Origin of the sequence: Nonomuraea rhodomycinica (assembly GCF_013363995.1) — a bacterium.
GTDB classification, from domain to species: Bacteria; Actinomycetota; Actinomycetes; order Streptosporangiales; family Streptosporangiaceae; genus Nonomuraea; species Nonomuraea rhodomycinica.
On record NZ_JABWGO010000010.1, the window covers coordinates 253592 to 265291 of the forward strand.

8 protein-coding genes and 1 pseudogene are annotated in these 11700 nt (G+C 71.2%); 8 read left to right on the forward strand and 1 reads right to left on the reverse strand.

The annotated features are described in order from the left end of the window. Positions 1–17: 17 nt before the first annotated feature. From HT134_RS33195 to HT134_RS33210, 4 genes are all read left to right on the forward strand, one after another. Positions 18–602 (forward strand): NADH-quinone oxidoreductase subunit B, encoded by a 585-nt coding sequence (locus tag HT134_RS33195; protein ID WP_446685767.1) that lies wholly within the window; start codon positions 18–20, stop codon positions 600–602. After that, complete coding sequence (locus HT134_RS33200; RefSeq protein WP_175604427.1) at positions 599–1174, forward strand: NADH-quinone oxidoreductase subunit C; 576 nt, start codon at positions 599–601, stop codon at positions 1172–1174. The genes HT134_RS33195 and HT134_RS33200 overlap by 4 nt, the downstream gene beginning before the upstream one ends. Before the next feature lie 160 nt (positions 1175–1334). Continuing rightward, positions 1335–2276 carry an NADH-quinone oxidoreductase subunit NuoH gene (nuoH, locus tag HT134_RS33205; RefSeq protein ID WP_175604428.1) on the forward strand — a complete coding sequence of 314 codons (942 nt, stop codon included), beginning with the start codon at positions 1335–1337 and terminating at the stop codon, positions 2274–2276. A 517-nt stretch (positions 2277–2793) separates the two neighbouring features. Next, positions 2794–3750, forward strand: a complete 957-nt coding sequence (locus HT134_RS33210) for a GNAT family N-acetyltransferase (protein WP_175604429.1) — start codon at positions 2794–2796, stop codon at positions 3748–3750. Positions 3751–4449: 699 nt separating this feature from the next. Here HT134_RS33210 and HT134_RS33215 read toward each other — a convergent pair. Then, positions 4450–5919: a serine/threonine-protein kinase gene (locus HT134_RS33215; RefSeq protein ID WP_175604430.1), complete on the reverse strand. Its 1470-nt coding sequence runs from the start codon at positions 5917–5919 to the stop codon at positions 4450–4452. Between the two features lie 313 nt (positions 5920–6232). On the opposite strand from HT134_RS33215, the gene HT134_RS46230 reads away from it, so the two are divergent. The 4 genes and pseudogenes from HT134_RS46230 to HT134_RS33235 all read left to right on the forward strand — a co-directional run bounded on the left by HT134_RS46230 (position 6233) and on the right by HT134_RS33235 (position 11680). Beyond that, positions 6233–7867 (forward strand): 4Fe-4S binding protein, encoded by a 1635-nt coding sequence (locus HT134_RS46230; RefSeq protein WP_246366077.1) that lies wholly within the window; start codon positions 6233–6235, stop codon positions 7865–7867. Further along, the gene (locus tag HT134_RS33225) at positions 7867–8562 is read left to right on the forward strand and encodes an NADH-quinone oxidoreductase subunit J family protein (protein ID WP_312888641.1); all 696 of its coding nucleotides are present in this window, start codon (positions 7867–7869) and stop codon (positions 8560–8562) included. Before HT134_RS46230 ends, HT134_RS33225 begins: the two co-directional genes overlap by 1 nt. Beyond that, a pseudogene (gene nuoK / locus HT134_RS33230) lies at positions 8562–8843 on the forward strand (NADH-quinone oxidoreductase subunit NuoK); the annotation flags it as partial. The gene HT134_RS33225 and the pseudogene nuoK, both read left to right, overlap by 1 nt. A 1073-nt stretch (positions 8844–9916) precedes the next feature. Further along, positions 9917–11680, forward strand: a complete 1764-nt coding sequence (locus tag HT134_RS33235; RefSeq protein ID WP_175604431.1) for an NADH-quinone oxidoreductase subunit 5 family protein — start codon at positions 9917–9919, stop codon at positions 11678–11680. Positions 11681–11700: the final 20 nt, after the last annotated feature.

The following is an 11700-nucleotide window of genomic DNA, read 5'->3' on the forward strand; positions in this document are numbered from 1 at the left end:
GGCGGGACAATGGAGACATGGCAGCGACGGATCTCCCGATGCCCACCGTGGGGCCGGTCTCCCGGCTGGCGCCCAAGCCGATGCGCTTCGTCCTCAACTGGGGGCGGCGCTATTCGCTGTGGGTGTTCAACTTCGGGCTGGCGTGCTGCGCCATCGAGTTCATCGCCACGTCGATGAGCCGGCACGACTTCATCCGGTTCGGGGTCATCCCGTTCGCCAACGGCCCCCGGCAGGCCGACCTCATGATCGTCTCGGGCACCGTGACCGACAAGATGGCGCCGGCCGTCAAGCGCCTGTACGAGCAGATGCCCGACCCCAAGTACGTGATCTCGTTCGGCGCCTGCTCCAACAGCGGCGGCCCGTACTGGGACTCCTACTGCGTCACCAACGGCGTGGACCAGATCATCCCCGTCGACGTCTACGTGCCGGGGTGCCCGCCGCGGCCGGAGGCGCTGCTGTACGGGATCATGAAGCTGCAGGAGAAGATCGCGGGGGAGAAGCTCGGCGACCGCTACCTGTGGTCCCGCGCCCACGGCGCGGGACCGGAGGCCCCGGACGCGCCTTCAGGTGCGCCTTCAGGTGAACCGGAGGGGCGGGCGTGAGCGCCGGCAGGGCGGCCGAGCAGACCGCCGAACAGACGGCTGAGCGCTTCGGCGACGACCGCGTCCAGGCCACCGAGTCCTACGGCGAGACCACCCTCGACGTCGCCGACCCCGGCGACTGGATCGAGGTCCTGACCGCGCTCAGGGACTCCGGCTACGCGTTCTTCGACTGGCTGACCGGCGTGGACGAGCCGCCCGAGACCTTCGTGATCGTCGCTCACCTGTACGACCCGGCCGCCCGCCGTCGCGTCCTCGTGCGCACGAGCGTGCCGCGCGCCGAGCCGCGCCTGCCGTCGGCCGTGGGCGTGTTCCGGGGGGCCGACTGGCACGAGCGGGAGACGTACGAGATGTTCGGCGTCGTCTTCGACGGCCACCCGAATCTGGTGCCGCTCCTCCTGCCCGACGGGTTCGAGGGCCATCCGCTGCGCAAGGACTTCATCCTCGCCGCCCGGGTCGCCAAGGCGTGGCCGGGGGCGAAGGAGCCGGGAGAGTCGGGCCACGGCGCACCGAGCCGCCGCAGGACGCTCCCGCCCGGGGTGCCCGCCGACTGGGGAACGGCCCCCGATGCGTGAGCAGGCCGGCGCACGACACCTGACCCGTGGGCAGCGCGACGCGCGACGCCTGAAGCGTGATGCAGGCGGCGCACGACGCCCCATGCCTGACCCAGACCGAGTGGGGACATCGGTTGCCCGACGTTGATGCCTGACCCGTCCGACTAGGAGGCCGCGCCCGATGCTTGACGTGGTGATCAGCTTCGTCGTGATCCTCGCCGTGTTCCTGGTGCTGCCGCTGATCGTGGGGCAGACCGAGCACAAGGTCATGGCTCACATGCAGTCGCGCCTCGGACCGATGTACGCGGGGGGCTTCCACGGGTGGGCGCAGCTGATCGCCGACGGGGTGAAGTTCGCCCAGAAGGAGGACGTCATCCCGGCCGCCGCCGACCGGCGCATCTTCATGATCGCCCCCGGGGTGGCGCTGGTGCCGTACCTCGTCGTGATGATCGTCATCCCGATCGACCAGGGCCGCGTCGCGGTGAACCTGGACCTCGGGCTGTTCTTCGTGCTCGCGGTGATGGGCATCGGCGTGCTCGGCTCGATCATGGCCGGATGGGCCTCGGCCAACAAGTACTCCGTGCTCGGCGGCATGCGCGCCGCCGCGCAGCTCATGTCGTACGAGCTGCCACTGGTGCTGGCCGCCTCGTCCGTCGCGATGGCCGCGGGCACGCTGTCCCTCCCCGGGATCGTCGAGGCGTGGCAGTGGTGGTGGCTGCCGTGGCAGGCCATCGGCGGCGTGGTCTTCTTCCTGGCCGGGCTCGCCGAGCTGCGGAGGCCGCCGTTCGACATGCCGATCGCCGAGTCCGAGATCATCATGGGCCCGATGACCGAGTACACCGGCATGCGCTTCGCCCTGTTCATGCTGTCGGAGTACGTCGGGATCGTGGTGCTGTCGTTCCTGACCACGGTGCTCTTCCTGGGCGGCTGGCACGGCCCGCTGCTGCCGGGCTGGCTGTGGACGCTCGTCAAGGTGTTCGCGCTGGCGTTCGTGGTGATCTGGCTGAGGGTGAGCTTCCCGCGGCTGCGCGAGGACCAGCTCCAGAAGCTGGCATGGGTGGGGCTGGTGCCGCTGGCCCTGGTGCAGCTCGCGCTGACGGGCGTGGTGAAGGTCCTGACCTGACGACGTGCGCTGGAGGCGTGGTCGTTCACCCGGGGGAGGCGTCGTTCCCCTTGGACGTGCGTGCCTGGACGCGTCCCGGACATGCGTGCCTGGACCGGCTGGCCACGCGCCTGGACACGCCGCTACCCGCCTCCACGTACGCTCCTCCGCCCCCCATGGCCCCGCAGCCGCATCCCCCTACCCCCAGTCACAGCGCACCCTTCGCGATGTCCGTCCAGACATCCGAAACCTTTCCCAGAGGTGTCACGAGCGTCTGCCCAGCCGTGCACCCCGGCGACACCCCCAAAGACGCGGCCCCTTCGCTTGTAGGGATGGCCTCTGACGAAGACCTGGCTCAGAGACCTGGCCCGGGGACCTGGCCCGGGGACCTGGCCCGGGGACCTGGCGCGGGGACTTGGGGAGCCAGGCCATCACCCAACCCTGGCGGCGAATCCGGAACCCGCCGATAAATGCGTCGCCTCCGCCAGACATGGTCCGGTTACATGTTCCGCATGCCGACGATGGGACACCTGCCCGCATGACGATCCTCGACGACCTGACCATGACCCGCCTCCACGACGCCTACCTCCAGGCGTTCGCCGACCTGCCCGGCCCTCTCTTCAGCCGGCGGCGCTTCCAGTGGCTGTTCACCGAAGGCGTGCCCGATCAGCGACAGGAGGTCCGCGTGATCGAGGAGGGCGGCGAGCCGGTGGCCGGCTACCGGCTGCGGATGCCTGAGCACGACAACACGCACATCGCGTGGCTGGACCCGCTGTTCGTACGGCCGGACCGGCGCGGACGCGGCCTCGGCACGCGACTGCTGGACGAGGCGGCCGGACGGGCGCGCGCCAACGGCCGCAGTCTGCTGTTCGTGGAGACCCCCACGGAGGGAATCGGCGCACGCTTCGCCCAGGCGCACGGTTTCACGGTCTCGGTGGCGGAGGCCCGCCGCACCCTCGACCTGCGGACAGCCGACTGGGCGGGGTTCCGGCAGATGCTGCCTCGAACCGAGGGGTACGAGGTCGAGCTCTGGACCGGCCCCACCGCACCGGAACGGCTGGCCGACCTGGGCACGGTGATGGCCGGCATGAACGACGCCCCGGCGGACGCGAGCATGCAGCACGCCCACTTCGACGCCGAACGCGTCCGCGCGCATGAGGAGCGGATGGTGCCTGGCGGGCTCGACTGCTACACCGCGATGGCGCGGCGAGTCGCCGATGGGGCCCCGGCCGGATTCACCCGTATCTGGCTCGACGCCGACCGGCAGGACGGCTGGGGCCTCCAGGCCGACACCGCCGTGCTCGGTCCGCATCGCGGCCACCGTCTCGGTCTCCTCCTCAAACTGACGAACCTGCTCCGCTTACGAGAGCACGAACCGCAGCTTGAGCGGGTCATCACGTGGAACGCCACGTCCAACGCCCACATGCTCGCGATCAACGAGGCGATGGGCTTCAAGCTGCTGGACGAATGGAACACCTGGCGCCTGCCCATCTGACCGTGGGTTCCACGGGCCTGGCCGGCCAGGTGAGAAGGATCGCCCTCGCCACGCAGGCCCGCCCGCGCCCCGTACGGCCCGGCGGGCCTCAAGTGCCTTGATCGGCCATATGCGATGGCCTCGGTCGGTCACTGCGTGGATCGGACCGGATGTTCCTGGATTGAGGCGCCTCTTCCCATGCCAGCAGAGCTGCACGTGGGCAGGCACCGACAAACCTCATCAGGAAGCCCGATGCCGCCAGGGCTGCCCTTCACCGCCCACCAGCAACCAGGCAGCCCCATCTGCACGGCGGGTGAGCCGTACGGCAGGTGAGCCGCAGGGTGCACAGCGGACCGCCGCCGGGACGGACCCGCACAAAGCGGAGGACCGCAGGAAGAGGACGAAATGACCCCGATCCTGGGCGGGCCCGATCGCGGATGAGCCGGATCGCGGGCGAGCCGGACCGTGGGCGAGCCGGACTGTGGGCGAGCCGCAGGGTGCACAGCGGACCGCCGCCGGGACGGACCCGCACAAAGCGGAGGACCGCAGGAAGCGGAGGACCGCAGGAAGGGGAGGACGCGAAATGAGCCCGATCGTGGGCGGGCCGGACCGTGGGTGAGCCGGACCCTGGATGAGCGGGACCGTGGGCGAGCCGGAAAGTGGGCCAGCCGGAAAGTGGACGAGCGGGATGCGGATCACCCATTGATGCGGATCACACGATCAATGGATGATCGCCAGCATCACATCCGCAGCCGCCGGACGGTCCTCCGGAGCCTTCTGGAGGCACGATCCCACGATCTTCCGTAAGCCGGGCGGCAGCGGCGACAGGTCCGGGTGGAACGTCAGCACCCTGTGGAAAACCGCCGGCACCGTGTCCTCGCCGAACGCCGGCCGTCCCGTGGCCGCGAACATCATCGTCACCCCCCAGCTGAACACGTCCGACGACGGCCCCACCGCCGCCCCCGTCAACTGCTCGGGCGACATGTACGGCGGGGTGCCGACCATCTTCCCCGACGTCACCGTCACCTGGTCGAGCGCCCGCGCGATGCCGAAGTCGATCACCCGCGGCCCGTCGTTCCCGATCAGCACGTTGCTCGGCTTGAAGTCACGATGCACGACCCCGGCCTTGTGGATGGCGGCGAGCGCCCCGGCTGTGGATAACGCCAGCCGCGTGAGGCCGTCCTCGTCGCGCGGACCGTGGTTGCGCACGAGTTGCTCCAGTGACGGCCCCTCCACGTACTCGCTGACGATGTACGCGTGCTGCCCGCTGATGTTCACGTCCAGCACCCGGGCCGTGGAGAACGTCGCCACCCGCTGCGCCGCCTCCACCTCGCGGGCGAAGCGGGCGCGAGCCGTCTCGTCGACCAGGTCGTGCAGCACCTTCACCGCCACGCGCGCGCCGCTGGGCGCCTGCGCCAGGTAGACGGCGCCCTGCCCGCCCCGGCCGAGCGATCGCAGCACTCGGTAAGGCCCGATCCACTCCGGCTCCCCGGGACTCCGCTGGTCGTAGGTCGGCGAGGTGGTGCGCTGGTGGATGTCGGGCGCGGGAGCATGCCGGCCCGGGCCCTGATGGACGCCCGGTCCGGGGATCTGATGCGAGGACGGACTCCGGTGGATGTCGGGCGTGGGAGTGTGATGCGCGGCGGGGTTCGGCGCGGGGGTGTGCCGGGCCGGGCGCTGCCGGATGTCGGGCGCGGGAGTGTGCGGGGCCGAGTCCCGGCGGACGTCGGGCCGGGAAAAGCGTGGGTCGACGTCGGGCCGGGAAAAGCGCGGGTCGGGACTTCGGCGGAGGTCGGGCGGAGGAATGTACGGAGGGGGGCTCTGGCGGCTCGCTTCGCCCATGGACGCCGGCTGGCTCAGATGCCGGGCCCTGACCAAGCGCGGCACGAGGATGGCGGAGTGGATGACGCCGCCCAGCCAGGTCACGACCAGGGCGAGCGAGACGAGAGAGGACATCGGCTCCGGGATGTCCTCGAACGTGTCGTACGCGAAGATGACGATGAGGAACGAGCCCACGCACACGGTGTAGAACGCGGCGGCGATGACCTGCCACACGCTGCGCAGCCAGAACGCCGCGAACGCGATCGTGAACGGCGTCAGCATCCCGCACGTCAACAGCGGCAGGGCGGCCCACAGCACCGCGGCGGCCCACGCCAGGCCACTGGGATCGCGCCTCCGGCTGTTCAACATGCCGGAAGGCTATCGCCCCACTCTGGTTCATATCGGCTGTGGAGCCATCTTGTGGATAACCTCCCGATAACCTGTGGATAGCTGTGGAAAAACTGGGGACAACGCGACCGGCGCATTCACGTGCGCGGCCAAGTGCGCAATGATGATGACCATGGCGCGGATACCGGGTGTTGGGTTGGCGAAGGGACTCTCCGTCACCCTCCGGCACATGCTGCGCAAATCCGTCACCCAGCAATATCCCGAGGTCAAGCCGGATCTCCCTCCGCGCAGCCGCGGCGTCATCGCCCTGGTCGAGGAGAACTGCACCTCCTGCATGCTCTGCGCCCGCGAATGTCCCGACTGGTGCATCTACATCGACTCGCACAAGGAGACCCTTCCGGCGCCTGAGGGCGGCCGCCCCCGTCAGCGCAACGTCCTCGACCGCTTCGCCATCGACTTCTCCCTGTGCATGTACTGCGGGATCTGCATCGAGGTGTGCCCGTTCGACGCGCTGTTCTGGTCTCCCGAGTTCGAATACGCAGAGGGCGACATCCGCAACCTGCTGCACGAGAAGGACCGCCTCGCCGCCTGGGTGCCCACGGTGCCCCCTCCTCCGGCCCACGACCCCGGCGCGGAGCCCCCCAAGGAACTCGCCGCCGCCCCACGCCGCCCCGCCGCAGGTCCCCGGGCGACAGGCACACCCGCCGGCGGTCGGACGGCGGGCACTCCCGCCGCACCTCGCACGGGGGATGCGCCCAGCCCCGCGCGCTCAAGGGGTACGGCGTCCGCCCCCGCCACGAGTACGCCCTCCGAACCCGGCGCGACAGATACGTCCGCTGAATCCCGGGCGACGGGTACGTCTTCCGGATCCCGCACAGGAGACGCGCCGGGCGGCCCCGCACGAGAGCCGGCCCGACGCCCGGCTGCGGCCGAGGACTCCGGCGCACCGGAAGGCTCGCCCCGTACGGTGGAACCACGCGCGACTCCTGCCAGCGAGGACGTTCCCAGAGAGCATGCCTCCAGGGAGGGTGTCTCCAGGGAGGATGCCCGCACTACCGAAGCGCAGGCTCCCAGACCTTCACCGGCCTCGCCCACGCCTGAGCCGCACTCCACGGACCCCGCGGATGCCACGCCCACGCCCGAGTCACGCTCCACCGGTACCGCGCAGGACACGTCGGCGCCCGAGCCGCGCTCCATGGGTACCGCGCGGGAGGCGCCGAGGCCCGAGTCGGGCTCCACGGGTACCGCGCAAGACGCGCCGAGGCCCGAGTCGGGCTCTGCCGGTGCCGCGAAGGGTGCGCCGACGGCGGAGTCTCGCGTGGCCGAACCGACCCAGGAAGCCGGCGCATCATCCGGCGCGGCGCCCGGACCCCGTACGACCGGCCCCCTCCCGGGGACTCCGGGACACTCCTCTCAGATCGAGGAGCCAGGACAAGGAGCAGGAGCCGACAAGCCGGGCCGCGCGTCGGGCGCCCCGGAGAGGCCGGCCCGGACCACGGGCAGAACACGCATGGCGAACGTCCGTGGCATCCGCCCGCCCGGCGCCCTCCCCGCGCCGCCTTCGCCTGCCGACAAGCCGGCCACGTCACCCATCCCGGAAGACCGCCCTTCAGGGCCGTCCAAGGGCGACACTTCCGCCGCGACCGCCCCCGAGCCGCAGCAGCCGGAGCCGGGCAGCGGCGCTCCTGCCTCCCGAAATCCTGAACAGCCCGAACGGCCCGAAGAGGGCCTATCCGCGGGAACCGCCCAAGGCGCCCAAGGGGAAGGCGGGGCCCTGGAACCGTCATCCACAGCCCCTTCATCCGGCGAAGAGTTGTCCACAGCCTCGGGCGAGCCGCAGCCGAACCCCGGTCCAGAAGAGCAGACTTCTGGCCCGAGGCCGCGCAGGCGCCGGATGGCCGATCCTCGCTCCATCCGCCCGCCCGGGCGTCTCGACCCTGACGACCCAAGGGAGCCTGAGGAGGAGTAGTGACCGAGGCGGTGCCCTCCTATCTGTCGCCCACCGGGCAAGAAATCGTGTTCTTGCTGCTGGGTGCGGTGGCGGTCGGATCGGCGCTGCTCGTCGTCACGACCCGCCAGCTCGTCCACGCGGCCCTGTGGCTCGTGGTCTGCTTCGGCGCGCTCGCCGGGTGCTACCTCGTGCTGACGGCGGAGTTCGTCGCCTGGGTGCAGGTCCTCATCTACGTGGGCGCCGTGGTGGTGCTCATGCTGTTCGGCATCATGCTCACCCGGGCCCCGATTGGCCGCTCCGCCGACCTCGACAGCGGCAACCGGCTCGTCGCCGCGCTGGTCGCCGCGGCCACGGCCGCCGTCCTGGTGACGGTGGTGGTCGACGGTTTCCGCACGGCCTACGCACCCCTCAGGCCGGGACAGGGCGCGGCCAAGGAGCTCGGGGCCAGTGTGTTCAGCACGTGGGTGCTGCCATTCGAGGCGCTGTCGGTGCTGCTGCTGGCCGCCCTGATCGGCGCCATCGTCCTGTCCCGCACGGACATCCCGGGCGGCGACTCCCCGTCCTCGGCGAACACCTCGGACATCTCCGCGCCGCCGATCCCGCCGCCCGGCTCTCCTCCTGTCCACCCTCAAGAGCCCGGAGACGAGTCCCACGGGACAGGCCGATCGTCCAGCAGCCCTGAGCCGCCGACGCACCGCACCGGGGGGCGTTGATGCACATCGTCTACCCGGCCGTCGTGTCGGCGCTCCTGTTCTCCATCGGTGTGTACGGCGTGCTCGCCCGCCGCAACACGATCCTCGTGCTGATGTCCGTCGAGCTGATGCTCAACGCCGTCAACCTCAACCTCGTCGCGTTCGATGTGTGGCTGCGCGACCGGCTGCACAGCGGTCAGGTGCTCACGCTGTTCGTCATCGTCATCGCGGCGGCGGAGGTGGGTCTTGGCCTGGCCATCATCCTGGCCCTCTACCGCAACCGCAGGACCGTCGACATCGATCGCCTCCGTGAGCTGTCCGAGCCGCCGACATACGCCCCGCCCCCGTCCGCCGACTCCCCGCAGCCCCCATCGATCGCCCCATCCCGGGAAGCCGTAGAGGGCGCCGAGTCCTCTTCGGCAGCTCCAAGCGCCTCATCCCCAGCTCGAAGCGCCCCAGCCCCGCTGGCCGCAGCTAGCCCCCAATCCCCATCGGCAGAGCTCAGCGCCTCCTCCGCGCTGGCTGCAGAGAGCGTCGAGTCCGCATCGGCAGGGCAAAGCGCATCATCCCCCCTGGCCGCAGGGAGCGCGCGGTCCCGGTCCGAGCCCCGGTCCGAGTCCAGGTCCGGGTCCAGGTCCGAGTCCCACTCCCAGTCTCCATCGACAGCGTCAGGCACCACGCCTCCAAGAGGCCCCGAAAGCGCCTCCCCTGAGGCCCCACAAGGTGCCAACGCCGCGGGGCCGATCGATGAGGAGCTCGCCCAGCAGTCCGCCGCGCGACGCGACACCATCGGCAACGGGCGTGACCAGGCAAATCGGCTGAGCGATGGCGACCAAGCCACGCCGTCAGCCGACCAAACCACGCGGCCAGGCGACCAAACCTCACCCTCAGGCGACCGAACTTCACCCTCAGGCGACCAGGATGCCGAGGCCGGAGGCGGTGACGGGGCCACACGGACCACCGACGAGTCCGCCCCGCCACGAAACGCCGACCCAGCCGCCCAACACGAACGCGACGCCGAGCGAGGAGGCAACCGGTGACGACCTTCCCGCTTCTTGCCGTGCTCCTGCCGTTCGTCGCCGCTGCGGCAGGCCTTCTCCTGTCCCGCGCCCGCCGCCCGGCGGGTACGTACGGTCAGAGCCGTACGACCACGGCCGCCCCGTCTGGAGGGCCGACGTCGGGTGGTGCGGCCGGCTCTGGAGGGCGGGCGTCGGGTGGTGCGGCCGATTCTGGGGGGCCGACGTCGGGTGGCGCGGCTGGCTTTGGAGGGCGGGCGTCGGGTGGTGCGGTCGGCTCTGGAGGCCCCGCGCCAGGCGATGGCCCGGCCGGAACGGAAGGTGATCCGAGGGCGCATCGGCGGGCGGCCTGGTTCGCCGTGCTGCCGACCGCCGTCTCCGCCGTCCTGGCCATCGCGCTGGCCTGGACGCCCGGCTTCGCCTATCTTGCGGACGCCGCTCCCGGGCGACCCGTGGGCCACACCTACGGCACGATCGTCACCGGCGGCATCCCCATCTCCCTGACACTCCAGGCCGACGACCTCTCCGCCGTGCTGGGCGTCCTCGTCACGCTGGTCGCGCTGGCCGTACAGGTCTACTCCGTGGGCTACCTCCACGACGACCCGCGCTACCCCTCCTACAGCGCGTTCGTCAGCCTGTTCACCAGCGCGATGCTGCTCGTCGTCTACGCCGGCGACCTCCTCGTCCTCTACGTGGGCTGGGAGATCATGGGGCTCTGCTCGTACCTGCTCATCGGCCACTGGTGGGAGGACCGCGCCAACTCCCGGGCGGCGGTCAAGGCGTTCCTGGTCACCAGGCTCGGCGACGTCGGGTTCCTGTTCGGGCTGTTCACGCTCGGCCTCGCCGCGGGCAGTTTCCGCATCTCCGACGTGCTGTCCAAGGTGCCCGAGATGTCCGTGGCCACGCTCGTGACCGCCACCCTGCTGCTGCTCGCCGGGGTGGCGGGCAAGAGCGCCCAGGTGCCGCTGCACACCTGGCTGCCCGACGCCATGGCGGGTCCCACGCCGATCAGCGCGCTGATCCACGCCGCCACCATGGTCGCCGCCGGCATCTTCATCGTGGCCCGGCTCTTCCCGGCGTTCGCCGCGGCCCGGCCCACACTCGACGTGCTGGCCGTCATCGCGGCCCTCGGCATGCTCGGCGCCGCCCTGGCGGCACTCGCCCAGGACGACCTCAAACGCGTGCTCGCCTACTCCACGATCAGCCAGCTCGCCTACATGGCGGGCGGTCTGGCGGCCGGCTCGGCGAAGGCCGCGATCTTCCATCTGCTCACCCACGGCGCGTTCAAGGCGCTGTTGTTCCTGTGCGCGGGTGTCGTCATCCACCACGTCGGCGCCAACCTGATGAGCCGGATGGGCGGCCTGCGACGCTCGCTGCCGGTGACGTTCGCGGCGATGACCGTGGGATTCGCCGCGCTGATGGGCCTGCCGCCGGCCAGCGGCTTCTTCAGCAAGGACGCCGTGCTGGCGGCCATGGAGGGCGCGCTCGCCGGCGGCGGCCTCACCGACGCCGCCGCCCTGCTCCTGTACGGCTGCGCGCTCGCGACCGTCGCCGTCACCGGCGCGTACGCCACCAGGGCGTGGCTGCGCACGTTCTTCGGCGAGAGCAGGACCGTCGTCGCCCTGCCCGAGCCCGAACCGGGCACGGCCCACGTCATCGACGTGCGGGAGGGACCGCCGACGATGCTCGTGCCGGTCGCGCTGCTGGCGGTCCCGGCGTTGCTGCTCGGGTTCGCCGGCGGCGTCCACGTCGACCTCGGGGTGGCGGTGGTCGGGGTGGTGCTGGCCGTGCTCGGCGCCGGGGTGGTGTACGCGGTCTGGCGCTCGGCGCCGCTCGCCGACCCGGCCCGGCTGCTGGGGCCGCTGCGTGTGCCGTGCGAGCGCGCGTTCTACGTGGACGCCCTGTACGCCGCCGTGTTCGCGCGGCCCGTCCTGGCCATGGCCCGGCTGGTCGTCAGGACCGACGACGTGGTCGTCGACGGCGCCGTACGCGGCTCCGGCCAGGCGGCGCGCGGACTGTCGGGGGTGCTCCGCCTCGCCCAGAACGGCAACGTCCAGCTCTACGTGACCGGGCTGCTCGCCGGACTGCTGCTGATCGCGGTGGGGGCGGTGGTGTTCACATGACCGGCGGCTTCAGGTCGGAC

What these genes read in the sequence shown, in the direction of transcription:
- HT134_RS33195 (WP_446685767.1), top strand. Translation starts at nt 18, where the DNA reads ATGGCAGCGACGGATCTCCCGATGCCCACCGTGGGGCCGGTCTCCCGG.
- nuoH (WP_175604428.1), top strand. Translation starts at nt 1,335, where the DNA reads ATGCTTGACGTGGTGATCAGCTTCGTCGTGATCCTCGCCGTGTTCCTG.
- HT134_RS33210 (WP_175604429.1), top strand. Translation starts at nt 2,794, where the DNA reads ATGACGATCCTCGACGACCTGACCATGACCCGCCTCCACGACGCCTAC.
- HT134_RS33215 (WP_175604430.1), bottom strand. Translation starts at nt 5,919, where the DNA reads ATGTTGAACAGCCGGAGGCGCGATCCCAGTGGCCTGGCGTGGGCCGCC.
- HT134_RS46230 (WP_246366077.1), top strand. Translation starts at nt 6,233, where the DNA reads ATGCTCTGCGCCCGCGAATGTCCCGACTGGTGCATCTACATCGACTCG.